Origin of the sequence: Marinobacter sp., assembly GCF_033722735.1 — a bacterium.
GTDB lineage: Bacteria > Pseudomonadota > Gammaproteobacteria > Pseudomonadales > Oleiphilaceae > Marinobacter.
This window is the reverse complement of the sequence record NZ_JAWVYN010000020.1, coordinates 1-26529: the sequence shown is the minus strand read 5'-3', so window position 1 is coordinate 26529 and position 26529 is coordinate 1. Positions and strand designations below refer to the sequence as shown.

At 63.5% G+C, this 26529-nt stretch carries 22 protein-coding genes; 10 read left to right on the top strand and 12 right to left on the bottom strand.

Annotated elements, in window-relative coordinates; translation table 11 throughout:
* Positions 1-137: 137 nt before the first annotated feature.
* Positions 138-2081, bottom strand: a complete 1944-nt coding sequence (locus R3175_RS14175; protein WP_318944972.1) for a CASTOR/POLLUX-related putative ion channel — start codon at positions 2079-2081, stop codon at positions 138-140.
* Between the two features lie 150 nt (positions 2082-2231).
* Positions 2232-3152: a lysophospholipid acyltransferase family protein gene (locus R3175_RS14170; RefSeq protein ID WP_318944971.1), complete on the bottom strand. Its 921-nt coding sequence runs from the start codon at positions 3150-3152 to the stop codon at positions 2232-2234.
* Positions 3153-3292: 140 nt separating this feature from the next.
* Here R3175_RS14170 and R3175_RS14165 point away from each other — a divergent pair, with 140 nt between their 5' ends.
* Together R3175_RS14165 and R3175_RS14160 are read left to right on the top strand one after the other, a co-directional pair.
* Positions 3293-4288 (top strand): ChaN family lipoprotein, encoded by a 996-nt coding sequence (locus R3175_RS14165; protein ID WP_318944970.1) that lies wholly within the window; start codon positions 3293-3295, stop codon positions 4286-4288.
* 195 nt (positions 4289-4483) lie between these two features.
* Positions 4484-6010, top strand: coding sequence for an NAD(P)/FAD-dependent oxidoreductase (locus tag R3175_RS14160; RefSeq protein WP_318944969.1), 1527 nt, complete (start codon positions 4484-4486; stop codon positions 6008-6010).
* 45 nt (positions 6011-6055) lie between these two features.
* Here the strand turns inward: R3175_RS14160 and R3175_RS14155 are convergent, their stop codons facing one another.
* Entirely contained in the window at positions 6056-6922 is an 867-nt protein-coding gene (locus R3175_RS14155) for a DMT family transporter (RefSeq protein ID WP_413231778.1), read from the bottom strand.
* 98 nt (positions 6923-7020) lie between these two features.
* A complete protein-coding gene (locus R3175_RS14150; protein WP_318944968.1) occupies positions 7021-7545 on the bottom strand; it encodes a macro domain-containing protein in 525 nt (174 codons plus the stop codon).
* Between the two features lie 160 nt (positions 7546-7705).
* On the opposite strand from R3175_RS14150, the gene R3175_RS14145 reads away from it, so the two are divergent.
* On the top strand, positions 7706-8416 hold the full coding sequence (locus tag R3175_RS14145) for an SIMPL domain-containing protein (RefSeq protein WP_318944967.1): 711 nt from the start codon (positions 7706-7708) through the stop codon (positions 8414-8416).
* A gap of 48 nt (positions 8417-8464) precedes the next feature.
* Here R3175_RS14145 and R3175_RS14140 read toward each other — a convergent pair whose 3' ends face one another.
* The 7 genes from R3175_RS14140 to R3175_RS14110 all read right to left on the bottom strand — a co-directional run bounded on the left by R3175_RS14140 (position 8465) and on the right by R3175_RS14110 (position 17671).
* Complete coding sequence (locus R3175_RS14140; protein WP_318944966.1) at positions 8465-12823, bottom strand: CHASE domain-containing protein; 4359 nt, start codon at positions 12821-12823, stop codon at positions 8465-8467.
* Between the two features lie 51 nt (positions 12824-12874).
* Positions 12875-13942 (bottom strand): beta-N-acetylglucosaminidase domain-containing protein, encoded by a 1068-nt coding sequence (locus R3175_RS14135; RefSeq protein WP_318944965.1) that lies wholly within the window; start codon positions 13940-13942, stop codon positions 12875-12877.
* Between the two features lie 92 nt (positions 13943-14034).
* Positions 14035-14445, bottom strand: coding sequence for a VOC family protein (locus tag R3175_RS14130; protein ID WP_318944964.1), 411 nt, complete (start codon positions 14443-14445; stop codon positions 14035-14037).
* Between the two features lie 11 nt (positions 14446-14456).
* On the bottom strand, positions 14457-14849 hold the full coding sequence (locus tag R3175_RS14125) for a YciI family protein (RefSeq protein WP_318944963.1): 393 nt from the start codon (positions 14847-14849) through the stop codon (positions 14457-14459).
* A gap of 101 nt (positions 14850-14950) precedes the next feature.
* Positions 14951-16180, bottom strand: a complete 1230-nt coding sequence (locus tag R3175_RS14120) for an RNA polymerase sigma factor (RefSeq protein WP_318944962.1) — start codon at positions 16178-16180, stop codon at positions 14951-14953.
* 109 nt (positions 16181-16289) lie between these two features.
* On the bottom strand, positions 16290-17012 hold the full coding sequence (locus R3175_RS14115) for a GNAT family protein (RefSeq protein ID WP_318944961.1): 723 nt from the start codon (positions 17010-17012) through the stop codon (positions 16290-16292).
* Positions 17009-17671, bottom strand: coding sequence for an SDR family oxidoreductase (locus tag R3175_RS14110; protein ID WP_318944960.1), 663 nt, complete (start codon positions 17669-17671; stop codon positions 17009-17011). Before R3175_RS14110 ends, R3175_RS14115 begins: the two co-directional genes overlap by 4 nt.
* 178 nt (positions 17672-17849) lie before the next feature.
* Here R3175_RS14110 and R3175_RS14105 point away from each other — a divergent pair, with 178 nt between their 5' ends.
* The gene (locus R3175_RS14105; protein WP_318944959.1) at positions 17850-18611 is read left to right on the top strand and encodes an SDR family oxidoreductase; all 762 of its coding nucleotides are present in this window, start codon (positions 17850-17852) and stop codon (positions 18609-18611) included.
* 7 nt (positions 18612-18618) lie between these two features.
* Positions 18619-19275, top strand: a complete 657-nt coding sequence (locus R3175_RS14100; protein WP_318944958.1) for a TetR family transcriptional regulator — start codon at positions 18619-18621, stop codon at positions 19273-19275.
* Here R3175_RS14100 and R3175_RS14095 read toward each other — a convergent pair.
* The gene (locus R3175_RS14095; protein ID WP_318944957.1) at positions 19268-20215 is read right to left on the bottom strand and encodes a LysR family transcriptional regulator; all 948 of its coding nucleotides are present in this window, start codon (positions 20213-20215) and stop codon (positions 19268-19270) included. The two genes, R3175_RS14100 and R3175_RS14095, sit on opposite strands and share 8 nt — an antisense overlap.
* A gap of 195 nt (positions 20216-20410) precedes the next feature.
* Here R3175_RS14095 and R3175_RS14090 point away from each other — a divergent pair, with 195 nt between their 5' ends.
* From R3175_RS14090 to R3175_RS14070, 5 genes are all read left to right on the top strand, one after another.
* Positions 20411-20626: a hypothetical protein gene (locus R3175_RS14090; protein ID WP_318944956.1), complete on the top strand. Its 216-nt coding sequence runs from the start codon at positions 20411-20413 to the stop codon at positions 20624-20626.
* Between the two features lie 549 nt (positions 20627-21175).
* Positions 21176-23620, top strand: coding sequence for an EAL domain-containing protein (locus tag R3175_RS14085; RefSeq protein ID WP_318944955.1), 2445 nt, complete (start codon positions 21176-21178; stop codon positions 23618-23620).
* A gap of 195 nt (positions 23621-23815) precedes the next feature.
* Complete coding sequence (locus R3175_RS14080; protein ID WP_318944954.1) at positions 23816-24892, top strand: TRAP transporter substrate-binding protein; 1077 nt, start codon at positions 23816-23818, stop codon at positions 24890-24892.
* Between the two features lie 105 nt (positions 24893-24997).
* Positions 24998-25543, top strand: a complete 546-nt coding sequence (locus R3175_RS14075) for a TRAP transporter small permease subunit (protein ID WP_318944953.1) — start codon at positions 24998-25000, stop codon at positions 25541-25543.
* A partial coding sequence (locus tag R3175_RS14070) for a TRAP transporter large permease (RefSeq protein WP_318944952.1) occupies positions 25540-26529 on the top strand: 990 nt, incomplete at its 3' end. The genes R3175_RS14075 and R3175_RS14070, both read left to right, overlap by 4 nt.

Below are 26529 nucleotides of genomic sequence, written 5' to 3'. Positions count from 1 at the left end.
GACGTTGGCGGTTACTTTAGTAGCTCTGAATTTATAATTGAAATTTATATTATCTATTTTCGGCATTTTCTCGATGAATGGGCGCAAGGATCGCCCGATCGCCGCGCCAATCCATTGATGTGCCAGGGCCCTGGCCCTCACTCGGTCATGGCCAGCACCACCAATTGGTCACCCAACTGAAGATTCAGAGGCTCGGATCTCGGGGGATTGAGCCGCAAACGACGACCACGGATATCGACGGCCCGACGATACACCCCCAGCGCCTGCTCTCCCCGGCCGGCCACAATCTGCTCCAGTTGCTGGAAATCGGCATCCGGCGACAGCCCGTAGGCTGCCGGATCGCGAAACTGAAACTCCGCCCCACCGGCGGTAAACAGTTCATCCAATACCCAGCGTAACTCCCGTCGCAGTGCCACCTGGGCCAACACGTGACTGATCACCATGGGGCTGACCAGCATCTCGCCCTGATGGACCCCCAGCAGGTGCTGGTTGTCCGGATCGCTGAGCTCCAGGATCACCTGGGGGCGGTGTCCGGCCACCGTCAGCAGTTCCTCCAGCTGCAGGTAGCCCACGATGGCGCGCGCATCCGCTTCCTCGCCGCTGGCCAGCCGGTCGCTGCTGAGCAACAGGATGGTGTCGTAAGCCCAGGGTTTCAGCCGACGCAGGGCACCTTCGACCATGTAGTCCGCGTCCAGGTGCCGGACCTGGACCCGGTCCAGGTCACCCACGTCCCGCTGGATGGCCTGTTCCCGCTCCGCGGCAGGCACCACCGACACCACATCCAGGTCAAACTGCCGGCCACTGTAGCAGTTGTATTCGGCCAGCATCGCGGGCACCTTCCGGCTCCACCCCAGCATCAGAACCTTGCGCCGGCCAGACGGGGCGAGCGCCGGGACCACCGCGGCCCGCACCACCACATCCAGGGGCGGCCGTTCCTGCCTCGCTTCGGTAGCGTCGTAGCTGCGGGCCAGGATGACCAATCGGTCGGCCGGCGCGATGGTCAGTCCCGGCGACGCCAGCAGGTGGGATTCCCACCCCTTGCCGATCGGCCGCACCAACCCCAACACGATGGCCTCGGGCCTCTGGCGGGCCACTTCCCCCAGGGTCTGGCCGGCCAGCGCCTCCCCGCTGCGAATGTAGAGTTCGTTGCCCTCACCGGCGGTCAGCAGTTCGTTGAACAGCTCCGACAGTCCCCGGTGCAGGGTGTTCTGGACCAGCAGCCGGCTGATCAGGTTGTCACCGGCCACCACCTCAACGGCGCCCGGATAAGCCCGCTCAATGACCGTACGCTTGCGAAGATCCTGGATCTCGGCGACCACAAACGGTAAGGGCGCATCGAGTTGCCGGGCCTGGGTGGCAATGGAGAGCAGCGCCTTGACCGTTTCCACGTCGGAGGAAACCAGGCTGTCCGAGCCGTGGGCGGTACTGGGAATGATCACCGCAGCCGCCTGCAGGCAAGCCACCCGCTTCAGGGCATCCGGCTGAATGGCCAGGCCGGAACGCAGGATAATCTGACGGGCCTTGCTGCCGATGCCAGGCTCGTTGCGCAGAGCCAGCATTTGCGCGGCCGAGACCTCCTGGGCCAACACCACCAGCCGCAACCGTCGGGCATCGTGCCGTTCCAGGAATCGCCGCATGCGCTGGGAAGAACCCAACAGCTCTGACAACAACGGCAGGGTCAGCGATGTCCAGCCCAGCACCACCACATGGTGTTTGAGCGACACCGGAGTCAGGCCCCGCTCCAGATCGTTCATCACCGCAATCAACCAGCGGGTCAGGATGGCGACCAACGCGCCGAGAAACACCACGTAGCCGCTGACGGTCAGGATCGTGGAAACAAAACGCTGCCAGTTGCCGGTATCGTCCCCCAGGTAACCGGGGTCGGTGAGACGCAGGAAAGCCCACCAGATGGCAGAGCCAAAATCGTCAAAAGGTTCCCCCAGCGGCGCCACCAGCAGGCCACCAACCACGGAGATCAAGCCGATCAGCAGGGCGACCACCAGCAGTTGAAACGCGGCTCCCTTGACGAACTGGCGTTCAACGAAGAACTTGAGGCGATCGACGAAGCGTAAGGGCAGCATGCAGGTTCCACTCCCGGGTGTCCCAACGGGTCAATTCATGGATCGACGGCATCCCCGAAGGCCTCGACAGCGAGGCCGAATGAGGGCCGTGGCCGACCATGGATGGCCGACGACCCCGTATCCAATGTAGCACGCCGCCGCGAGGGCGGATCAGTAAATGGCGGCCGCCCCGGCCGGCCGGGTCTTGAAGCGTTTGTGCAACCACAGGTACTGGTCCGGATACGCACGCACCGTTTCCTCGATGAAACCATTCCAGCTCAAGGCATCCTGCCGGGGGCAGTCGCCAAAGTTCTCGAGGATTGGAGAGAACGCGACCCGGTAGCGGCCGCAGGGCATGCGTACATGGCTGACGCACAGCACACTGGCGCCGGACTCCCGGGCAATGTAGGTCGGCGTGCTGATGCAGCCGGTGTCGACGCCGAAAAAGGGCGCAAATACATCGGTCTTGCGGCCGAAATCCTGGTCACAGCCGTACCAGACCTGCCCTCCCTGTTTCAGAAAGCCGATCATGTCCTTGAGCTGGCGTTTGCTGAAGGGCCTGATATTGAAGTGCCTGCGACGCCCCTGTTCAATCATCCGGTCGATCACCGGGTTGTCATTGGGACGATACATATACCCCGGCTTGGTAAGGTGACGGCCCACCAGCGGCAACGCCAGGTCCAGGATGCTGTAGTGGCCGCCGATCATCAGTACGCCCCGGTTACGATCAATCGCTTCCTGCAGGTGCTCCATTCCCTCCACCCGGGATTCCTCCTGCCAGGTATCTGTGTCTCCCCACCAACACTGCAAGCTTTCGAACAGGCCCCGGGTGCAGGAGACAAAGCTACTCTCCACCAGCGCTGCCCGCTCGTCATCCGACAGCTCCGGCATACAGGCCCGCAGGTTGGCATCGACCACCCGGGCCCGGGATGAAAGACGTTGGCTCAACCAGCGCCCTAGCCCCTGACTCCAGCGGCGCTTGATTGATTCCGGCAACTTCGCGAGGGCATATAGCAGGAACACCACACACCAGGAAGGCCAATAGGCCGGATGCCAGAGAGGACGACGGGACTGCTGTTTCCGTTTGCTCATTGAACGACTGCCTGTAAAACTTCATGTATCGACCGCTTGCAACCGAAGTGATATCCAGCGGTGACAGGAGCGTGACACAAAAGCCGGGTCAAAGGTAGCCGTCACGGAACACCGGCCCGACCCTTCTGACGAGGCATGACATGACCCGACTGATTCCGTTGTTGCTACTGGCCCTGTCCGGCTGCAGCTGGACACCAACCACGCCGGACCTGGAACTCACCGCTCCCGACAACCTCTACGACACCCGTCTGTTCGACCCGACCCGCCAACGCCCCATCAGCTTTGAGCAACTGACCCGACGACTGGCGGACAGCGACGTAGTGGTGATCGGGGAATACCACGGTCATCATGGCGCTCACCTGCTTCAGGCCCGCCTGCAACAGGCGCTGTTCCGCCAGCAGCCCAATCAGGTCCTGACCATGGAGCAATTCACGGTGGCGGATCAGGCGGCTCTGGACCGGTACCTGAAAAATGAAACCGGCGAGGCAGAGATGATTGAGGACGCCAACGCCTGGGACAACTATCGGGCCTCCTACCGGCCTCTGGTCGAGTTTGCCAAACAACATCAACGTCCGGTGGTGGCCACCAACGCGCCCCAGCCGCTGGTTCGTTGCATCGCCAGGCTTGGCCTGGACTTCTTCTCGCAACTGCCCGCCAACCGGCGTGACCGTCTCCTCGAATTGCCGCTCATTGGCAGCGAGGCCTACCGCAAGCGCTTCGAACAGGCCGTCGGCGGCAGCCATCACGGCCGCAGCAATTCCGACGTCCTGCAGAACAGCTACACGGCGCAGCTGGTGCGCGACAACACCATGGCAACCCAGATCGCCCGCGCGCTGGATCGCCACCCCGGGGCGCAGGTGTTGCACACCACGGGCGCCTTTCACAGCGATTTCCATCAGGGCACGGTGGCGGCCCTGAAGACGCTTCGGCCGGATCTCCGCGTGTCGGTAATCAGCCCGGAGTTTTGGCCCCTTGAGGACGATCAACGGCCCCTCGAAGCCTCCCCACCGCGAGGTGACATCCTGTACTTTATCCTGCAGCTACCCACGGAATACCGTGACCCTGAGCGGCAACGGCAGGCGATGATCCAGCAATTCGGTCACCCCGCGCCGGCGTGCGAGGAGTCGGCCGGATAGCGGCAAGCCTGCGCAGCAAGGCATGACCCTTTTGTTGCCGGTCGGGAGCAACGCCGGTCAATGCCCACGGCTCGATGGTCGCGTAGCTTAGATATAAACGGAGGCCCAAGGGCCTGGTGACGTCAGCCCAGAACGCTCCCCAGGCACCAAAGCGGTCGTCACACAGCCTTCGCTAACCATAAAAAGGGGCTAACCATGAGCGAACAACATTTTGATGTCCTGATCATTGGCGCCGGTGTTTCCGGAGTCGGTATGGCCTGCCACCTGACCAAGGACTGCCCCGGCAAGAGCTACGCCATTCTGGAACGTCGCCACGACCTGGGCGGCACCTGGGACCTGTTCCGTTACCCGGGCATCCGCTCCGATTCCGACATGTACACCTTTGGCTACAACTTCCGCCCTTGGACCGGTGGCAAGGTGCTGGCCGATGGTCCGGCGATCAAGAACTACGTACGAGAAACCGCCGAGGAGTACGGCGTCACCCGCAACATCCGCTTCGGCACCGCGGTCAAGGAGGCCAACTGGTCCAGCGACGACAAGCAATGGCACGTGACTGCCGAGAACGAGGACACCGGCGAGAAGCTGACGTTTACCTCCAAGTACCTGATCGGCTGCACCGGCTACTACAACTACGACGCCGGTTACAAACCGCAGTTCAAGGACGAGGACAAGTTCAAGGGCCAGGTGGTGCATCCCCAGCACTGGCCGGAAAATCTGGACTACGAAGGCAAGCGCATTGTGGTGATCGGCAGCGGCGCCACCGCCATTACCCTGGTGCCCACCATGGCGGAGAAGGCCGGCCACGTCACTATGCTGCAACGCTCCCCCAGCTATCTGATGCCGCTGCCGTCCACCGACCTGGTGACCGTGGGGCTGCAGAAAGTGCTGCCGAACAAGCTGGCTTACAAGATCACCCGCGGCCGCAACATCACCATTGCCCGCGCCCTGTTCGAACGTTCCCGCCGCAGCCCGAAGGCGATGCGCCGGCTGCTGCTGAGCATCGTGCGTCAGCAGGTGGGCAAGAACGTCGACATGCGCCACTTCTCTCCCAACTACAACCCCTGGGACCAGCGCCTGTGCGTGGTAAAAGATGGCGACCTGTTCAAGGCGGTGAAATCCGGCAAGGCATCCATGGCGACCGACCACATTGATCGCTTCACCGAGAACGGCATCCTGCTGAAATCCGGCCAGGAGCTGGAGGCGGACATCATCATCACCGCCACCGGCCTGGACATCCAGATGCTCGGCGGCCTGGAGGCGAAGGTCGACGGTGAGCCGGTGGTAATGCGCGACAAGGTGATCTACAAGAACGTGATGGTGGACGATGTGCCCAACGCCGCCATGATCTTCGGTTACACCAACATTTCCTGGACCCTCAAGGCGGATATCGCCGCTGAGTACTTCTGCCGTCTGATCAACCACATGGACAAGAAGGGTTACGACGTGGCGGTGCCCCGGGACACCGAGGACAGCGCCACCGAAGACACCATGCTCGGTTCCCTGGACTCCGGCTACATCCTGCGGGCCAACGACCGACTGCCCCGCCAGGGCAGCCATGGCCCCTGGAAGAGCAATCAGAACTACCTGGAAGACGTGAAGATCCTGCGTTTCGACCCAATCGAGGACGGATACCTGGAATTCGACGGTATCCGCCGGGTGGGCAAGGCAGCCCGCAAGGCCGGTCTGATGGCACCACTGCGCTCGGCCCTGTTCGGCGCCTGAGCCATCACGCAACTGTGGACCGGGACTCTGTCCCGGTTCCGACTCCTACCGCTCCGCTCCCACACTGACCCGAACCGCCGGCTTGCCTGCGATCACCAGTGCGATGCCTCCCAGAATGGCGCTTCCGGCCGCAACCAGCCTCAGGGTTAACGGTTCGCCCAACAGCACAATGCCGCCAACGGCTGCAAGAACCGGCACGCTTAGCTGAACCGTAGCCGCAGTGGTCGCTTGCAACCATGGTAGTGCCGAATACCAGATGGCGTAGCCAACCCCCGACGCCAGGGCCCCGGAAGTAACGGCAAGTACAGTCCCCGGCCAGTCCAGGCGAACGTCCGACAAGAAGACAACACTGACCACCAGGGTCAAGGGCACGGCTCTCAGAAAATTGCCAGCCGTCGCCTGCAACGGATCGCCGGCGCCCTTGGCCCGCAGCGAGTACCCCCCCCAGGCCACCCCAGCAGCCAGCATCAAGGCGGCGCTCAGTGACGGCGGCGCCGAGAGCCCCGGCAACAGCAACCCCACCAGCCCGACAAAGGCCACGAAAATGCCCAGCCACTGCCAGCTAACGGGACGCTCGCCACGAGCCATGCCGATGCCAATCATCGACGCCTGGACGGCGCCAAACAGCAGCAGCGCCCCCATCGCCGTCGTCAGCCCAGCGTAGGCAAAGGAGAACGCCACGGCATAGACGAACAACGCCAGGGCTGACCACCAGGAACCGGCTCGCCGCTCGTCGGCGCCTTGCCGCAGCCGAACCAACAACGCCAGCATGACGGCGCCGGAAACAATCCGGATTAGCGTAAAACTGGCCGCGTCGATGTCGGTATCCCGCAAGGCGGCCCGGCACAACAGGGAATTGCCGGCAAAGGCGATCATCGCCAGCGTGGTGAGCAGAGTGGCGCGTAGATTGATCAAGACAGAACCATCCCTATCCGGTTGCAATGGTAGCGGGAGTTTACCCGCCCTCGCCGGTCGATCGCCTCCTTCTACCGAACCATGTCCGGAAGACCTTAGTCGTAACCGGACGCCTCCAGAGCCCGCTGAAACACCTCCCGGTCACTGTCACTGAACAGCACAAACCGCACCAGGGCCACGGAGTTCAAGGCCGCCCCTTCATCGACCACCGCGGCCACAGCGACGGCCGCTGCCTCCTTGATGGGGTACCCGAACACGCCGGTGGATATGGCGGGGAACGCCACGGACCTGAGACCGTGCTCGTCCGCCAGCCCCAGGGCGTGACGAAAACAGTTGCCGAGCAGTTGATCCGAGGGTTCATCCTGGCCATAGACCGGGCCCAGACAGTGGATCACGTAACGGTTGGGCAGGGCATGGCCACCGCTGATCACCGCCTGTCCGGGCCGGATGGGAGCCAGAGCCTGACATTCCTGAGCCAGTCCCGGCCCCGCTGCCTGGTGAATGGCCCCGGCCACGCCACCGCCTGGCATCAGCCTGGCGTTGGCGGCATTCACCACCGCATCCATATCCGGCTGCTGGGTAATGTCGCCCTGAACACACTCAACACGTAGCTTGGTCATAGCCACCTCCCGGTTGCCCGACTGTCCTTTTCCCCAAAGCATGGCACACGTGGCCGAACTTGCCGCCGTCGTTCCCGCCATGCCGCCATTGCCGACACTTGACGGCACTCCCCAACTGGGCAAGGTTGTTGGATAACGCGCCACGGAACAGGACCCAACCATGAAACTGCTGCCGACTGTCATTCTCGCCCTCGCCCTGATTGTTTCCGCCTGTCTGATCATGGAGGGCCTGACCGGGCTGCGCACCGCCGATCGTTTCGTCACGGTCAAGGGGGTGGCCGAGCGGGAGGTGCCGGCGGACCTGGCCCTGTGGCCCTTGCGTTTCATCGCCACCGGCAACACCCTGGTCGAGGCCCAGCAGGCCGCCAACGCCAGTCGCGAAGCCATCATGGCGTTCCTCAAGCTTCAGGCCATCGACACCGACCGGGTCGAGCTGCAACGGCTGCACGTCACCGACACCCAGGCCAACCCTTATCAGAACAACACCGGCAACCCGCGCTATGTCATTCACCAGACCCTGATGGTTCGCAGCGGCAACATCGACCGGATCCAACAGGCCGCCCGGGCCGTCAGCGACCTGGTGGACTCCGGGGTGGTGCTGTCGGCGGATTACGGCCCCAGTGGCCCCACCTACCTGTTCAACAAGCTCAATGAAATCAAGCCTGCGATGATCGCCGAAGCCACCGCGGCCGCCCGGGAAGCCGCACAGCAGTTTGCCCAGGACGCCGACACCCGCCTGGGGCCCCTCAGGCGGGCAAACCAGGGGGTCTTCCAGATCCTGCCGCGGGACCAGGCGCCGGGCGTGCAAGAGGGGCAGCAGCCGGTCAAGACGGTGCGGGTGGTGTCCACGGTGGAGTATTACCTCGATTGAGCAGGGCCCCTCCTGCCATCCGGTTAACCAGATGCCCCCCCCCCCGGCTTACGGGGACAGGGCTTCCTGCTGACGCAACCAGTGATCCAGGTTGGCCAGGAATCCGGAGTACTCCTCCCGCAAGGACTGCCACTGCGTTGCCAGCGCCTCCTCGTTGCCGTCCTCCAGGGATTTTTCCATGTCCTGGCTTAAGGAGGTGATCGCCTTGGCTCCGATGCTGCCCAGCAGCCCCCGGAGATTGTGCAACGCCATGGCGGACTCGGTCCGCCGACCGCTCTGCCAGTCCAGAAACGCCTGCTCCACCGGTGTCGCCCCCCGCTCCAGGATGTTCCGCACAATCAGCAACACCGCCTTGCGTGGCCCCTCCTGATCCCCCACCGAGGCCATCAGGCGTTCCAGCGGCGCCAGCGCGTCTTCCTCGCCAGACTGGCCCAGACTGGGCGCAGCCGCTTGGGGCCGATCACGGCGCTTGGTCAGGTGGCGTTTGATGGTGTCCAGCATCTGGGCCTGGACAATGGGCTTGGCAATGAAGTCGTCCATCCCGGCCTGCAGACACCGCTCCCGCTCCGATTCCAACACCCCCGCCGTCATGGCGAGTACCGGCAGGTGCAGCTGCAATTCCTCTCGCACCAGGCGGGTCGCAGTCAGGCCATCCATCACCGGCATCTGCACGTCCATCAACACCAGATCAAACTGGCCGTCCCCTGCCCGCAGCAGGTCCAGCGCCTGCTTGCCATTCTCCGCCACCACCACCTCGGCCCCAGCGCTGTCGAGGAAACTCTTGGCGACAATTTGATTGAGTTCATTGTCCTCCACCAGCAACAGGCAGGCTCCGTTGAGCGGCAGCGCCGAGGGCTCCTCACCGAGATCGGCCTCCGCCCCCTCGGCCCCCGCATGCAATACCTCATGGAGCTTGTCGAACAGGCGCGAGCTGGTCACCGGCTTGACCATCACCGCATCGACGCCTTCCGGCGGTTCGGCTTCCTCCTCCGGATCATGCTCATGGGGGGCCAGCATGGCCACTACCATCAGTTCGGCATTGCCGGAGTGGGCACGGAGTTGGTGTAGCAGGTCGTGCTGCTGCGGAGTCGCCGGCAGCCAGTCCATCAGCACCAGGTCATACGGCTCTGCAGACCCGCCAGCCTGTTGAATCCGGCGCGACGCCTGGTTGACCGAGGCAGCGGTATCCAGGCGCCAGCCCCAGCCCTGTAAGGTCCGCGCCAGGTAATCCCGGCTGGTGTCATTCTCGTCCAGCAGCAACACCTTGAGGTTTTCGAGGCTGCGGGCCAGCGGTCTCGGTGCTTCCTGCGCCTGAACCTCCAGCGGCAGCTGGATGGTGAAACAGCTGCCCCGCCCCGGTTCGCTATCCACCTCGATGGTACCCCCCATCAGGGTGACCAGCTGCCGAGATATGGCGAGTCCCAGGCCGGTGCCACCAAACCGCCGGGTCATCGAGGAATCCGCCTGGGTGAAAGCGGTGAACAGGGACTTTTTCTGCTCCTCGGTCATGCCAATGCCGGAGTCCTTGACGCTGATTCGCAGGGTCACAGCCTGTCCGCGGCGCTCGCAGGCCTCGATCAGCATCGCCACTTCGCCCTCTTCGGTGAACTTGATGGCATTGGAAACCAGGTTGAGCAGCACCTGCCGGATGCGCAGCTCATCGCCGAACAGATCCCGGGGCACATCGGCGTCAACGCCAATGGAGGGCTCCAGCGCCTTCTTGCTGGCCCCGATCATCATCACGGTCGCCAGGCCATTGACCAGCTCATCCAGGTCGAAAGGCACCGGCTCGATCTCCAGGCGCCCCGCCTCGATTTTGGAGAAATCGAGGATGTCATTGATGATATCCATCAGCGAGCGCCCCGCGGACTGGATCATGTCCAGGTACTGCCGCTGATCGCCGGACATGGGGGTTCTGGACAGGATCTGGGTCATCCCCAGAACCGCGTTCATGGGGGTGCGGATCTCATGACTCATGTTGGCCACGAAATCACTCTTCGAGCGGCTGGCCTGTTCCGCCTCTTCCCGGGCCTGCCGCAACCGTTCCTCCGCCAGCCGGTGCTCGGTGATGTCCCGCAGGATCACCCCCACACAGTCCTCGCCATCCGAGGACCAGTGCGACAGCGAATACTCGGCGGGAAACATCCGGCCCTCACAGTCCAGGCATTCGGTCTGCGCACTTTCCATCCGGCTGACCGGATTCCGCCGGCTGAGGATGGAGGCCAGCGCATCCAGTACCGCCCGACGATGAACCGGGGCAAACAGGCTCTCAATGCGGCTGCCCACCAGCTCGGCCTCACTCAGGCCAAAATACTCGCTGGCCGCCGGATTGGCCGAGGTAATGCGGCCTTCGGCATCGATGATGAAAATAGCCTCATTGGCGTTGCTGGCCAGGGACGAGAATTTCTGCTCGGATCGACGCAGCGCCGAGGTCAACTCCTCTGCCAGCGACAGCGCCCGCGACCGGGTCAGTACCAGCGCCCGGATAAAGGAGAACAGCAGGAAACTGATCATCACGCCGCTGACCAGAATAATCTGCGACTTCTGCTGGTCCAGGGCATCGGTAAACGCCGGCAACGACTCGATCTGTATGGTCCAGGTGTGGTCAATGATCTCCACCGGCAGGGTGGCCACGAACGGCTCAATGAGATGCGGTGTATCGGACTGGCGCACGTGGGTCTGGTACATTTCGGCGTCGGGAGACGCCGATTCGCCGTCATAGATCGTCAATGCCACCTGGGGAAACTGGTCGCCCAGGATCCCGGCCATCAGGTCATCCATCCGGAACGGGCTGTACACCACCCCACGCATCCGCTCCCGCCTCTCGGCTACGGTCTCCGGCACCTGCCCCCCGTCAAACAGAGGCAGATACATCAGGAACCCCGCCTGAACCCCGATACTGGTTTCCTGAACCAGGGTGATCTTGCCGGACACCGCGGTGCGCCCGGTATCCCGGGCCTTGGCAATGGCCTTCCGGCGCAGGGATTCGGAAAACATGTCATAGCCGTGGGCACGCCGATTGCGCCAGTCAAACGGCTCCAGGTACGCGATCGCCACATAGGCCTCCCGCTGCCCACCGGGCTTCACGGCGAAGTCTTCGAAGCCATCGTTGCGGATTGCCCTCTCGAACCGGCGCTTTTCGGCCTCAGTGTCCAGGTAACGGGCGAAGCCTACCCCCTGGATGCCCGGGTAGTTCTCCGCCAGCGCCAGTTCCTCGACGAATCGCTGCCACTGGCCACGGGTCACGTCGTCGGACGCCTTGAACAGGCCGACGCCACCCCGCAACACCTGCTGGTAGTCCCGCATCCGCTCTGCAATGCGGCTGCGAATGGTCTCCGCCAGATACTGGAACTGTTCGACCCCCTTCTGCTGGGCCGAATCCAGCGCCGCCCGCCACATCAGGGTGGTCACCCCCAGGGCACACACCAGCACCGCCCAGGGCACCACGGTCTCCCAGCGCCGCAACCCCCCCTCCCGGCTCCGCTCCTGCAGGTCCGCGGCCAGTACCAGGCCGCTACACACCCACAGCGCGATGAAGGCATCCAGGGCCACCAGCGAGGCATTGACGCTGCCAAAAACGAACGGACCACCCCCACCGATGGTGGCGGCAATGGCGATGGTGACCACAGCCAGGCTGCAGGCGGTCACCCCATGCAGGCCGAACAGGTAGGCGGCATAGGCCAGCAGCGGCACAAACAGAAACGTCAGCAGACGGGCGTCCAATACATCGCCGCGGGGGTATGCGAACACCAGGAACGACAGCAGGCCGACTGCAGCCACCAGCAGCCCCACATGAAGCCCGGGGCGATGGCTGTCAGGCGTGGACGGACGGGCGCGCCATACCAGTATCGTCGGCGTTACCACCAGCATGCCCACGCAGTCCCCCAGCCACCAGGTGCTGAAGATGCTGCCCAGGGCGGTTGCCGGAGCAACCTCGAACCCCACCAGGGTTGCCGTGCCCAGGCCGGCACTGAGCGTGCAGGCCAGCGCAACCGCCAGCAGGAACCGGAAGACGCCGGTAATGCGAACAAAGCTGGTGTGCGGCCCCAGCGATTTTCGAACCAGGAAAGCCCCGGCCAGCGCTTCCAGGGTTATGCCGGTGGCGATGACCAGTGAGGCCAGGCCATACCGTTGCCAGGTGTCCGCATCCACCCCAAAGCTGACAAAGTTGACCAGGATCGCGCCGACGGTGATGGCCGGCCACATTCTCAAGCCACCCAGCAACAACGCCGCCAGGGCAATCCCCGAGGCCGGCCACACCGGCGACACATTGGTGGTTTCGAATGCCAGTTTCAAACCGAAGTAGCCGGCAACGAAGTAGATCAGGGCAATCCCAGTCCCAATCAGAAGGGCCCTGCCGGCTCCCCCCGGGGAGGTGTGCTCACGACCGCATGTCAGCGCGTCCATAGTTCATCGATCCTTGGCCGTTACTCATGCCTGGAACCCTGTCCTGGCCGATTACTGGGTCTGCACCATGTCGTCGGTGACCTGGTAATGGCCGGCCAACCAGGCAACCACTTCCCTGGCAGCGGGATGGTCAAACGTCTGATAGCGGCGCTGTAGCTCCGCGAGCTTCTCTCTCGACAGACGGCCCAGGCCACTGTCTTCTAAAAGTAGCAGGTCTCGCTGAATCTGTGTGGCGAGGGCATCTCCCAGTGTTGCCCTGGCGGCGGAGACGAACGCAGCTCCGTATTGATAACCCTTACCCTGGCGATAGCAGGCCACCAGGGTAAGGGCCGGTATCTGGCTCAGGGTCGGCTGCAGGGCGGGGTTGATGCCATGGCCGGCCAGATGCCGGGCGTTGTCCGCCGGCCGGCCGGTAAAGGCGCGCAAGTGCAGGTGTCGGGACATGCGGTCGCCGTCGTTGACCGGGTAGTTGTCCCAGAGAAAGGGCCGGCGCCGGAGCTGACCGGTGACCCGGGCCAGGTGGCCGGGGGAGATTTCCCGGGCGCAGACCTCCTCTCCGGTCCAGAACACCTGGATTGCGGGGTCCAGCAACCGTCCGAGGTCCTCCAGGTAGTTCGCCGGTCGCTCACCGAACACCCGGTCCAGTACGCTGTCGTCGGAATAGTAACTGGGGCAGACAAACAGGCGGTCAACAGCACTCCGCTCGGCCACCCAGTGCACGATATCCGCCTGGGTAGCGGCCAGGGCACTGGTATCACTGCGCATGTCGTCGAACAGGATCGCCAGGTCCCGGATCCCCAGCCGATCCAGCCAGGCCAACTTGGCGGCCAGAGCGGCCCGGGCGTCATCGTCAAAGTGGTTGAAGATCTCGAACGGGCTCAGGCCGATGCCGAAACGCACTCCCAGCGACTGGCAATGGCGGGCGAAACCGGCAATGGCATCCGCGTCGGCTTCGGGGTGGGGTTCTGCCCAGCGTCGTCGCAGGAAAGGATCGGCCTTGGGTGCGTACAGGTAGAAGCGATAGCCCTCCGGAGCCAGCGCCTCGACCAGTTGCGTCCGTTCCTGCCAGCTCCACAGGGGACCGTAAAATCCTTCGATTATACCGAGTTCGGGTAACATCCATCGCGCCCTGGTTGGGGATGAAGGGGGCCGTGGGCCTGGAGCCCAAGCTTACCTGACTCCGGCGAAGGATCGCCAGCACGAGGAGCGAGTCAAGGGTCCTCCGGCCCAACCCAGGCAAAGGGGTTGTGGGCAATCTCCCACAGATGGCCGTCCGGATCGGCAAAGTAGCCGGAATAGCCGCCCCAGAAGACCGTCTGGGGCTTTTTCACCAACGTGGCGCCGGCGGCCAGGGCTTCCTCCATTAACCGGTCGACCGCCTCCTCGGAGGGCAGGTTGTGGGCGATGGTCACCCCCCGAAACCCCTGACCGTCGTCCGGCACCCCGACATCTTCCGCCAGATCCTGGCGACCATACAGCCCGAGCCAGGTGCCGTTGAGGGGGAAAAAGGCCACCGACGGCGGGGAGTCCAGTTGGGGCAGGCCCAGGCCATCGCGGTAGAACCGGACCGAGCGCTCCAGGTCACTCACCCCCAGGGTGATCATGCTCATGCGTGGATTCATCTGCAGCTCCCTCAGTTTTCTGCCAATGACTTCGCCCCGGTGATGTTGCCCTCGGGCTGGAGTTCCCGCACCGGCCGCACCTCCACACTGCCGAAACGCAGGGGCGGAATCTTGCTCACCAACTGAATGGCCTCGTTCAGGTCCCGCGCCTGCAACAGATAGAAGCCGGCCAGCTGTTCCTTGGTCTCGGCAAAGGGACCGTCGGTGGTGCTCAGTCTGCCATCCCGCAGCCGCACCGTGGTCGCGGTTTCCGTGGTCTGCAGGGCATGACCGTCAACGAAATGCCCGCTGGCACTCAGCCCCTCGACACAGGCCATGCATTCCCGGTTCAGCGCATCCCATTCCTGCTGGGACATCGCCCGGATGATGTCTTCGTTGTAATACACCAACGCCAGGTAGTTCATCGGTACTCTCCTTCTGTGATGTGTCGACACGTCCAGGGCGTGTTCCGCCACCGCGGATGACTCCCCCTGTCTGGTCGAATTCGGCCCGGTGATTTCGACCATCACACCGGGCCGGCGTCCATCCCTGCCAACCGGCGCTGCAGGAATCGTCGTTCCGGCTCCTGCCCGCACAGCGTCAGGGCCCGCTGGTAGGCCTGCCGGGCTTCATCCCATCGCTCCAGCCGCCGCAACAGGTCCGCCTTGGCGGCATGGAACGGGTGATAACCGGCAAGCCGGCCGTCGGCCTCAAGGGCCTCAAGCAGGGCCAGCCCGTCCGCGGCTCCGTGTTTCATGGCCACCGCCACCGCCCGGTTGAGCGCCACCACCGGGGAAGGCGCAATGCCGTGCAGCACCGTATACAGTCCGGCGATCTGTCCCCAATCGGTGTCTTCGAACCGCTCCGCCTCGGCATGCACCGCCGCGATGGCGGCCTGAAGGGTATAGGCGCCGTAACCGCGGCCCGTCATTACCCTTAGCACCAGATTCCGGCCTTCCTCGATCTGGTCCTGCCGCCAGCGGTTACGATCCTGTTCCTCCAGGGGTACCAGGTCGCCGTTGGCATCGATGCGGGCATCACGCCGGGCATCGTGCAACAACATCAGGGCCAGCAGACCGAACGCTTCCGGCTCCGGCAGCAGTTCACACAGCAGTCGGGCCAGGCGAATGGCCTCGTCCACCAGGGCGCGACGGAGCAACTGCTCCCCGGAGCGCGCCGAGTAGCCTTCGTTGAACATCAGATAAATGGTGCCCAGCACCGATTCCAGACGCGGCGCCAGGGCCTCACCCTCGGGCACCTCGTAAGGAATGCCCGCATCGCGGATCTTGGCCTTGGCCCGCACGATCCGCTGGGCAATGGTGGTGGGCCGCGCCAGGAAGGCCCGGGCCACCTCTTCGGTGGTGAGTCCCCCCACCTCCCGCAGGGTCAGGGCCAGTTGGGCATCGGTGGACAGAGCGGGGTGGCAGCAGGTGAAGATCAACCGCAGACGGTCGTCTTCGATGGACTCCGGCGGTTCTTCGTTGGTAACCGTGTCCAGCTGCTCGGCGAGCTGGGCCAGGATGGCATCGTGACGGGCCCGGCGGCGAATCTGGTCGATCGCCCGAAAGCGGCCGGTGGACACCAGCCAGGCCCGGGGGTTGGCGGGAATGCCTTCCTGCGGCCATTGCTTCATGGCCGCCACGAACGCCTCGTGCAGCGCCTCCTCGGCGAGGTCGAAATCCCCCAGCAGCCGTATCAGGGTCGCCAGCACCCGACGGGATTCCTGTTGGTAGAACCGGTCAAGCCATGCCTTCACACATCCCTCCTTCGATTCTCGATCTTCCCTGACCAGCGACGAACGGGCACCGTACCCGGAGCATAGACCGGACTGGCGGGGTCGACTGTGACGCCGTCCCCGGATCCGGTTAATTGGGGCTCAGGCCGGCCGTCATGTCACTGAGACGGGTCTTCTGGGCCCCCTCTGGGCCGAAGTTCTCCGGAGCCAGCCAGCGTTCGAACACCGGCTCCAGTTCTCGCCAGTCGGCGTCGGTGATGGCAAACCAGGCGGTATCCCGGGAGCGCCCCTTGTACACCACGTGCTGGCGAAACGTGCCTTCGTAGTGAAAGCCCAGTCGCTGCGCCGCCGCCCGGGAGGGTGCATTGAGGGCGTCACACTTCCATTCGTAGCGGCGATACCCCAGCGAAAAGGCCTGACGCATCATCAGCACCATGGCCTCGGTGGTGACCGGCGATCGCTGGATGCGCCGGGAAAAGTGCAGGTGACCCACCTCGACCACGCCGTGCCTCGGGGTGATCCGCAAATAGCTGGCCACCCCCACCGCCTGGCCGTTCTGCGGCTCCACGATGGCGAAGAACAGCGGATCGTCACCGCAGCAGGTGTCCAGCAGCCACTGCCGGAACGACAGTTCGTCCGCAAAGGGGCCATAGGGCATGTAGGTCCAGCCGCGGCCCTCGGCATCCTCGGCAAACACCGTCCACAGATCGGACCCATGGCGCTCGGGATCGAGCGGCTCGAGCCTGCAGTAACGCCCTTTCAGGACGGTGCGCGGGGGCCAGGGCGGTGGCTGCCAGTCCCCCACCGACGGTCCAATGGGCTGGCCCAGCGGGTTCACTCGCGGCGGCGTCACCACGGCAGCACCTCGCCATTGCTGTGCCAGAACGTGCCGGTATTGTCCAGGTTGAGTTCCGCGATCCGCTGGGCCAGGCCGGCCGCGGACTCCTCCGGTGTGATCAGCCCGCCGAAATTCACCATGCGGGTCTTCACAAAGCCCGGATGCAGCAGCGCCACGGCAATGCCCCGGGGCTTGAGGTCCACTGCCAGCGACTTGCCGAAGGCATTCAGTGCCGCCTTGGAGGCGCGATAGCCGTAACGGCCGCCGGAGTCGTTATCGGCAATGGAGCCCATGCGACTGGTGATGTTGGCCACCTTGCTGCCGTCGCGCAGGTTGACCAGCAACGCCTCGGTCACCCGCAACGGTGCATAGGCGTTGATTTCCATCTGACGGCGAATGGAATCGAAATCGATGCTGCCCAGCTGTTCATCCTGCAACAGGCCGGCGTTGTTGATCAGCAAGTCCAGGGGCTGATCCCCCAGCTCGGTGGTGACACGGGCGATCCCCGCGTCCTGGGTCACGTCAACACCGTCGATAACCTGACCGGCCACCGCCCGCAACTCCTCGGACGACTGCCGGCAAACGCCAATCACACACCAGCCTTCCGCGGCATAGTGACGAGCCAGTTCGAGCCCAATTCCCCGGTTGGCACCGGTAATCAATACCTGTTTCACTGCCTTCTCCCTGTCGCTCGTTGGTAATTCGGTTCCTTCATGCTAACGCAATCCGGGAGAGGTTTAAGCCACGGCGGCGACATCCTCCCCGAAACATAAGTAACCCGAGGTTATTTACTATCCCGGGCAACCAGTGTAAGTTAAGTGACCGTCGTTTACTTAACAGGAGAAGTGGATCATGGCGTATGTCGTTCTGACCGGTGCAAGCGCCGGCATTGGCGAAGTGTTTGCTCACCAGTTGGCCAGCCAGCACCAGGACCTGATTCTGGTGGCCCGCCGCGAGGAGCGTCTGCAGGCCCTGGCCGGCGAGCTGGCCGAGCGTTACGGCGTCACCGCCCAGGTGGTCAAGGCCGACCTGGCAGACGCGGACGGGGCCAGCGAGCTGGCCCGCACCATCAAGGCGGCCGGCTGGGCCGTGTGCGGTCTGGTCAACAACGCCGGCTTCGGCGACCGGGGTGAGTTCGACCAGCTGCCGCTGGAGCGCCAACTGGCGATGATTCAGGTCAATGTCTCCTCTCTGGTCGCCCTGACCTGGCACCTGCTGCCCCTGCTGAAGGCGCAAGCGGGGAGTTTTGTCATCAACGTGGCCTCCACCGCGGCCTTCCAGGCGGGGCCCAAGATGGCCATCTACTACGCCAGCAAGGCCTTTGTGCTGTCGTTCTCCGAGGCCCTCCACGAGGAACTGAAGGACGCCGGCGTGGCGGTCAGTGCCCTGTGCCCCGGCGCCACTGAATCGGAGTTTGCCAGCGAAGCCAATTTGACCGGCACCAAGCTGTTCAGCGGCTCGGTCATGCCCGCCGAACAGGTGGTGCGCAAATCCCTGGCCCGGCGCCGGAGTGCCATCGTCATTCCGGGGTTGATGAACCTGTTGATGGTCTGGTCTGGTAAACTGTCGCCCCGATGGATCACCCGCCGGATTGCGGGTTGGCTACAGGCGTGAGGCATGAATGAAAGGCAGGTTGTGTGGCGGTCGCCAGAGAGCGCGCAGTGAACAGGAGAAAGCCCAGCGGGAAACCCAGATTCTGGACGCGGCGGAGGCGCTGTTCAGCGAACGGGGCCTGGACCGGCTGACCCTGGCGGATGTAGCGGCGGCCACCGGCCTCACCAAGGCCGCGCTGTACCGTTACTTCCGCAGCAAGGAGCTGCTGTTCCTCGCGGTGTACCGGCGCGCCCTGACCGCCTTCGTCGACGACCTGACGTCGCAGGGGAGCGAATCCTTTCCCGAGGGAATGATTCACACCCTGCTCGCCCACCCGGTCTATTGCCGGCTCACCGCCATCCTGCACGTGGCGTTGGAAACCGGACTGAGCACCGAGGAAGCCCGGGAGTTCAAGCGCTACCTGCTGGGACAGCTGAACCGGCTGCTGGCCCAAGTTCAGTCAGCCACCGGACGCCATGAGGCCGCCTGCCTTCACTACCTGTTGCAGTGCCAGCAGGCGCTGATCGGTTGCTGGCACATGACGCACCCCACCGACACGGTGCGTGACGCCCTGGCCTCTGGGCCGTTGCAGGTGTTCCAACTGGACTTCGCCCAGACCCTTGAGCGCCACCTGACGGTGCTGACCGATGCCTTCCTGAAGCAGCCGCAATCCCGACTCAACTGACGGGGGCCGCCGCGGGTTCGTCCAACGACCGGCGCTGCCGGTCCGCCAATGCCCGGCCCAGCCACTGGGCCTCCACCAAGCGGGTAAAGGCCGCCAACTCGGGAACCTGCTGACAACGGTCGCGACGGGTCACCAGGTACAACGACAGGGTGGCCGCAGTCTGCGGAAACACCCGGATCTCGTTGCGGGCGGCCGCCATATCCGCCAGGTGCTCCGCCACCAGGCCGATCCCCAGGCCGGCCTTGACCATGGCAATGGTGGAGTATTCGTCGTCTGAGGTGGTGGCGACGTTGGCGGCGGGATAGTGCACGCCCAAACGTTCCCGCAGCAGATCGATGTAGGGACAGCTGGGCGACGGTGCGACCCAGGGCAAACAGGCCAGGTCACTGGCGCTGTCGGGCAGCCGGTCCAGCCCCCGGTTCAGCGGCGCGATGGTCACCACCCGGATATGCCCGAGCACCCGTCGTTTGAGCGTCTCCGCCTCATGGCCACCGTAGACAAACCCCACATCCAGCTCTCCGTCGAGCACCGCCCGCTGGATGTCCACGGAATTGCTCGATTTGACCACCAGGGACACCTCCGGCAAATCCCGGGCGGTGGTTTCCAGCACCGACTCGATCCGCAGCAGCTCCGGCAAGGCATTGAGCCCCAGCAACAGCTCGCTGCGGCGGTTGCCAGCGATGGCCCGGGCGGTGGTTTCCAGCTCGGCCAGATTGCCCAGTATGCGATACGCCAGGGGCAACACCTTCAGGCCGGCCTCGGTCAGCACCATGCCCTTGCTGGTCCGCTCGAACAGCTGGAGATTCAGGGCCTCCTCCAACTGACGCAACTGGGTGCTGACCGCGGCCGGCGTCGAATGCCGACGCTGCGCCGCACGAGTCAGGTTCTTCTCTTCCGCGATCAACACAAATGAGCGCAGTTTTTCCAGTTGTATGTGCATGCTCTCTTCCTTTGCCAACAAGCCAGACGGGACCGCGATATTACCCGGGCTTACCAGCATACACCCTGAATCCGGGCTCAGACAGGGTCATAGGGCGTTCGCTTTTCACTAACACCGCATCAAATTAAATTTGATTCCGTCGGCGCCCCGGCGCTCCTACCATCAATGAACAGCCATTGGCAGGGAGATTGCGCCATGAACCACCCTCAGACCGTTTATTCGCCGGTCACCGACCGCGCCCATCCGGTACAGCTGGTGCGCACCTGGATCTGGCGATCCAACCGTCGTCGTGCGTTGCGTCGGGAGTTCTCTCACGCCAGCCCGGAATGGCTGGCCTGGATCGAGCAGGATATCGGCCTGCAGCCGGGGGACCTGCTGCGGGAAATGCACAAGCCGTTCTGGTCACACTGAACATTGGGCGACGGCCCCGCGACCCCGGGGACCGTCCCCTAAAGCCCCTATCCCTGGGGGCAGGGCCGACGCGCCACCGGCCTGGATTTATCCGTCCCGTTTTGTTTACCGGCCCGACGCTGCGCCAGCCACGCCCGGCTCTTCTGCCACAACTTTCTGGCCGCCTCAACCCGGGCCCGACGGCTGGGGTCCTGTGGTGTGCCCTGATTCATCATCAACCGATTCAGTGAAGGCTGTTCGTTCCGAGTCATGGTTGCTTCTCCCTCCGGGGTAGTGAGTCTTCATTACACCCCCCGATACCGGGCGACATCCATCGAATCTTTGTTGACGACGGCGTTTAACTTTTATGAATCCTCAGGGGCGTTCCCTCGCAATCGGAGCGCTGGGATCTATACTGAATGGTGAAGCCTACGCCGTTTGCCAGGATGCTTAGCAACCAGGGAAGGCCAGAAAGATGCTGCTCTGTGCGACTCCGAACCACTCCCGCTCCTTGTATGGTACCCCTGCCATCGCGCCGCTCCTGTGGAGCAGGCGCGGAGGTGCGTAACCATGCCCCGGAAACTGCCAACGGTTGAAGCGGAAACCCTCTACGATGCGCTGATGAACGCCGCCGCCGACGCCATCGTGGTGATCGACGAGACCGGTATCATCCGCCACTTTTCCGATTCCGCCCAGGAGCTGTTCGAATACGCCGCCGACGAGTGCATCGGCCAGAACATTCGCAAGCTGATGCCGGAACCCTACCGCAGCCAGCATGACAAATACCTGCGCAACTACCGCAACAGCGGCCAGGCCCAAATCATCGGCATTGGCCGGGATGTGTTCGGGTTGAAGAAGTCCGGCCGCAGTTTCCCCATGCACCTGTCCGTGGGCGAGGCCTGGGTCCAGGGTCAGCGACTGTTCGTCGGCATCTGCCATGACCTCACCACCTACCGCACCACGCTCGCGGAGCGCGCTTCCCTCGAGAAGCTGCAGCATGCCCTGCTGGATGCCGCGGTCGATGGCATCATCACCATCAATGACAGGGGCCTGATCACCAGTTTCAATGCCGCCGCCGAACAGCTGTTCCAATACAGCCGCGACGAGGTACTCGGCGAGAACGTCAAGATACTGATGCCCGAGCGTTACGCCCAAGAGCACGATGACTACATCCGCAACTACCTGAACACGGGGCAGGCGGGCATCATCGGCATTGGCCGGGACGTCACCGGGCGACGCAAGGACGGCAGTGACTTTCCCATGCACCTGTCGGTGGGCGAATCGGAACAGGATGGCCGCAAACTGTTCGTCGGCATCTGTCACGACCTCAGTGAGTACAAGTCGGTACTGGTGCGCCTGGGCCGCGCCGAGCGTCGTTACAAGGACATAGTCCAGAGCCAGAAACAGCTGATCTGCCGGCTCGACAGTCAGATGCGCCTGACCTTCGCCAACGCGTCGTTCAGCGACCTGCTGGGCATTCAGCAGAAGGAGCTGATCGGCATGCCGCTCAGTGCCACGCTGGAGGATGAACAGCGGTCTCCCCGCGGCACCCTGGAAGCGCTGTTTGCCGAGCCGCCGGAGCAGGACGCGGTCAACCTCAAGCTGGCCATGAAGACCAGGGACCGGGAAACCCTGGTGGACTGGTCGTTCCGGCGATTGCCGGACAGCGAGGAATACGGCCGGGAACTCCAGGGCTTTGGCATCGATGTCTCGGAGATGGAAGCGGCGCTGTCCCAGGCTCGCTTCCTGCGCAGCCACGACCAGCTCACCGGCCTGCTCAACAAACGCGCCTTCCTCAAGGCACTGCGGCAACTGCCGGAAACTCACGACCAGTTCGCCATGCTCCACTTCGACTGTGAACGGTTTGCCTCCATCAACCAGCGCTACGGCTACAACGTGGGCGACCTGGTAATCATCGAGATGGCGCAACGGATTCGCAACTGTCTGCCCAATGGAGGGCTCAGCGCCAGGGTTGGCGGTGACGAGTTCCTCATGGCGCTGCCGGTCTCCGCCGCCAAGGACGTGTCCTCGGTGGCCCAACAGCTGCTCAACAGCCTGCAGCAACCGGTACAGGTGCAGGACCACAGCATTCCATTGAGCGGTTCCATCGGGGTGGTGCTGTACCCCAAGGACTGCGACCAATCGGAGGAACTGTCGGAACTGGCCGAAGCCGCCACCCGGCGGGCCAAGGCGCGCAATGAGCTGATTGCCTTCTACAACCCCCACGACCACGCCCTGATGCAGCAGGAACTGGAACTGGAGCAGGGCCTCAAGTCCGCGCTGCTCAACGACGAACTGGATATTTACCTGCAACCCAAGGTACGCCTGGATTCCGGCCAGGTGATCAGCTACGAAGCGCTGGTGCGCTGGCCCCACCCGGTGAACGGCTTCATCGCCCCGGCGCAGTTTGTCCCCATTGCCGAGCGCAGCACCCTGGGCCAGCGTCTCGATCGTTACGTGATCCGCCAGGTGGCCGCGCTCATCGCCGACGCCCGGGGCCAGGGTCGGGAGGTGCCCCCGATTGCCATCAACATCACCGCCAGCCACTTCGCCAGCCTGGATCTGGTGGATTTCCTGACCCATACCCTGAACACCCACCAACTGCCCACCACCGCCATCGAGCTGGAAATCACTGAAGGCGTGGTGATCGAGATGAGCCGCGCGGTCTCCGCCAACCTGGACCGTCTGCTGCAACTGGGCATCCGCATCAGCCTGGATGACTTCGGCACCGGTTACTCGTCGCTCAGCTACCTGAAGAACCTGACGGTGGACGAACTGAAGATCGACAAGTCGTTTATCGATGAGCTGCAGTCCAGCAAAGGCACCGTGTTGGTGAGCTCCATCATCGCCATTGCCACAGCCTTCGACATTGACGTCACCGCCGAAGGCATCGAACGCCAGGACCAGCACGAGCTCCTGATGCAGATGGGCTGCAATATCGGGCAGGGCTACTTCCTGGGTCGGCCCATGCCCGCCCGGGAATACCTGTTTGACCAGTTAGTTCAGAACGACTGACCGGGTGCCCCGATGGGGCACTTGCGCCATACTGCGCACTACGACGTTCGGCTAACTATAACTCCAGGAATCATCTAGCATAATGACCGATGGGTTTGTGTCCGGGCAGCCCGGCCCAAATCCGGAGTCCCGACGGAACTCACGGGATTGCCCACGACTCCGCGCACAACAACGACAAAAGAGGATGGAAGCGCCATGAAATTACGTTCTGCTCTGACCGCTGTAGCCCTGGTTCTGGCCACAGGCCTGGCAGCCAGCCAGGTGGCCGCCCAGGATCGCTTTACCCTGCGCCTGGCCGAAACCTGGGGCCCCAATTTCCCGATCTTTGGCGACGCCACCAAGAACATGGCCAAAATGGCCGAGGAGATGTCCGACGGACGGCTGCGAATCCGCATCGACTCGGCCAACAAACACAAGGCGCCATTCGGCATCTTCGACATGGTCAAGGCCGGCCAGTACGACCTGGGCCATTCCGCGTCCTATTACTGGAAGGGCAAGGTGCCCAACACCCTGTTCTTCACCAGCATGCCCTTCGGCATGACCGCCCTGGAACAATACGCCTGGTTCTACTACGGCGACGGCATGGAGCTGATGCAGGAAGTCTACGAGCCCCACAACATGCTGTCGTTTCCCGGTGGCAACACCGGCATCCAGATGGGCGGCTGGTTCCGGGATGAGATCAACTCCCTGGAAGACCTCCAGGGGCTGAAAATGCGGATTCCGGGCTTTGCCGGTGAGGTGTTTGCCGAAGTCGGCGTCAACCCCACCAACATCGCCCCGGGCGAGCTCTATACCGCCCTGGAGCGTGGCACCATCGACGCCACCGAATGGGTTGGCCCGGCCCTGGACCTGCGCCTGGGCTTCCAGCAGATTGCCGACTACTACTACACCGGTTGGCACGAGCCGGCGACCGAGTTGCAGTTCCTGGTGAACCAGGACACCTGGGAGAAACTGCCGGACGACCTGCGGGAGATCCTGCGCATTGCCATGCGCACCGCCGCCTACGACATGCTGGTTCACTCCATGCATGAGAACGCACGCGCCTGGGCGTCCATCAAGCAGGAGCACCCGAACATCGAGGTGCGCACCTTCCCGGACGAGGTGATCCAGGCCATGTACGCGGCCAACCAGAAGCTGCTGGCCGAAGCCGCCGAAGGGGACGAGCTGGCCAAGCGCATCGTCGATTCCCAGGCCCAGTACCTGGAACAGGCCCGCGCCTACACCGAGATCTCCGACCGCGCCTACCTCAACACCATGGCGGAACTGGAGTAAGATCCCCTGCATGATACCGCCGGAGCTGCTCCCTGGAACAGCTCCGGCGTTTTGGTATAAACCATCATAAACCGCCGGCGCGGTTTGCCGGTTATAGGAATGATCATGCGCTGGATTATCTCGCTGGATAAGGGCCTGGCCCGCTTATCCTACCTCTGTGGCTGGGTGGCCTGCCTGGCCTTGATCCTCATGCTCCTCAACGTCTTCTACGACGTCATCACCCGCTACATCTTCAACGATGTCTCCATCGGTATGCAGGAGCTGGAGTGGCACTTTTACTCGGTGGTGTTCCTGCTGGGGATTCCCTACGCCCTGCGCACCGACGGTCACGTGCGGGTGGACGTGATCTACGCCGGCCGCAGCAACCAGTTCAAGGCCTGGGTCAACCTGGTGGGCGCTGTTGCCTTCGTTATCCCCTTCGCCTTCCTGATCGGCTATTACGGCTACGACTTCGCGCTGGAATCCTACCGCCTCGGCGAGAGCAGCGGCGATCCCGGTGGGCTGCCGTATCGCTGGATCATCAAGGCGCTGATTCCGTTCTCGGCGGTGTTCACCGCCACCAGCGGCCTGGGCATGGCGACCTACGCCATCCGGGTGCTGAAGGGCGACGAGACCTACCACGATGAGAACAGCAAGGAGGGCCTGGCATGATCGGCATCATCATGTTTGCGGTATGCCTGGTCATGCTGCTGTGGGGCTTCCCGGTGGCCTTCACCTTCGGCGGTGTCGCCCTGGTGTTCGGCCTGATTAGCTTAGGACCCGAAGTCTTTTCCTTCATGCCCTTCCGCATCATGAGCGTGATGCAGAACACGGTGATGATGGCCATTCCCCTGTTCATCTTCATGGGGGTGGTGCTGCAGCGCACCAAGCTGGCGGAGCAGCTGCTGACCTCCATGGGCCGGCTGTTCGGCGGGCTGCCCGGCGGGCTGGCCATCTCCACGATTCTGGTGGGTGCGCTGCTGGCCGCCTCCACCGGCGTGGTCGGCGCCAGTGTGGTGGCCATGGGGCTGATCTCCCTGCCGGTGATGTTGGCCCACAAGTACGACACCCGCCTCAGTTGCGGCACCATTTGCGCGGCCGGCACCCTGGGCCAGATCGTGCCGCCGTCGATCATCCTGATCATTCTCGGCGACGTGCTGGGCCTGCCGGTCGGCGACCTGTTCAAGGCCGCGGTGATCCCCGGCGTGGTGCTGGTGGGCCTGTATATCGTCTACATTCTGGTGCTGACCCGATTCAAGCCGGAAACCGCCCCGGCCATGCCGGACGATTCCGGCCTCACCCGTCGCCAGGAGGTTGTCAGCGCGCTGATCGCCATCATCCCGCCACTGGCACTGATCGTGATCGTGCTCGGCTCCATCTTTACCGGCATTGCCACCCCCACCGAGTCCTCTGCCCTGGGCGGGGTCGGCGCCGTTGTGCTCGCGATTGCCTATCGCCAGTTTTCGTTCCGGATGATCTGGGACAGTGCCCGCGACACGGTCAAGGTGACGGCCATGGTGTTTGCCATCCTGATCGGCGCCACCGCCTTCTCCATGGTGTTCAGTTACACCGGCGGCGACTACCTGCTGGAGGAGTGGATGCTGGAACTGCCCGGCGAGAAGTGGGGCTTTTTGATCCTGTCCATGCTGGTGATCCTG

Coding starts and splice junctions, on each gene's coding strand:
- R3175_RS14175 (WP_318944972.1), bottom strand. CDS start 2,081: ATGCTGCCCTTACGCTTCGTCGATCGCCTCAAGTTCTTCGTTGAACGC.
- R3175_RS14170 (WP_318944971.1), bottom strand. CDS start 3,152: ATGAGCAAACGGAAACAGCAGTCCCGTCGTCCTCTCTGGCATCCGGCC.
- R3175_RS14165 (WP_318944970.1), top strand. CDS start 3,293: ATGACCCGACTGATTCCGTTGTTGCTACTGGCCCTGTCCGGCTGCAGC.
- R3175_RS14160 (WP_318944969.1), top strand. CDS start 4,484: ATGAGCGAACAACATTTTGATGTCCTGATCATTGGCGCCGGTGTTTCC.
- R3175_RS14150 (WP_318944968.1), bottom strand. CDS start 7,545: ATGACCAAGCTACGTGTTGAGTGTGTTCAGGGCGACATTACCCAGCAG.
- R3175_RS14145 (WP_318944967.1), top strand. CDS start 7,706: ATGAAACTGCTGCCGACTGTCATTCTCGCCCTCGCCCTGATTGTTTCC.
- R3175_RS14140 (WP_318944966.1), bottom strand. CDS start 12,823: ATGGACGCGCTGACATGCGGTCGTGAGCACACCTCCCCGGGGGGAGCC.
- R3175_RS14135 (WP_318944965.1), bottom strand. CDS start 13,942: ATGTTACCCGAACTCGGTATAATCGAAGGATTTTACGGTCCCCTGTGG.
- R3175_RS14130 (WP_318944964.1), bottom strand. CDS start 14,445: ATGAATCCACGCATGAGCATGATCACCCTGGGGGTGAGTGACCTGGAG.
- R3175_RS14125 (WP_318944963.1), bottom strand. CDS start 14,849: ATGAACTACCTGGCGTTGGTGTATTACAACGAAGACATCATCCGGGCG.
- R3175_RS14105 (WP_318944959.1), top strand. CDS start 17,850: ATGGCGTATGTCGTTCTGACCGGTGCAAGCGCCGGCATTGGCGAAGTG.
- R3175_RS14100 (WP_318944958.1), top strand. CDS start 18,619: ATGAAAGGCAGGTTGTGTGGCGGTCGCCAGAGAGCGCGCAGTGAACAG.
- R3175_RS14095 (WP_318944957.1), bottom strand. CDS start 20,215: ATGCACATACAACTGGAAAAACTGCGCTCATTTGTGTTGATCGCGGAA.
- R3175_RS14090 (WP_318944956.1), top strand. CDS start 20,411: ATGAACCACCCTCAGACCGTTTATTCGCCGGTCACCGACCGCGCCCAT.
- R3175_RS14085 (WP_318944955.1), top strand. CDS start 21,176: ATGCCCCGGAAACTGCCAACGGTTGAAGCGGAAACCCTCTACGATGCG.
- R3175_RS14080 (WP_318944954.1), top strand. CDS start 23,816: ATGAAATTACGTTCTGCTCTGACCGCTGTAGCCCTGGTTCTGGCCACA.
- R3175_RS14075 (WP_318944953.1), top strand. CDS start 24,998: ATGCGCTGGATTATCTCGCTGGATAAGGGCCTGGCCCGCTTATCCTAC.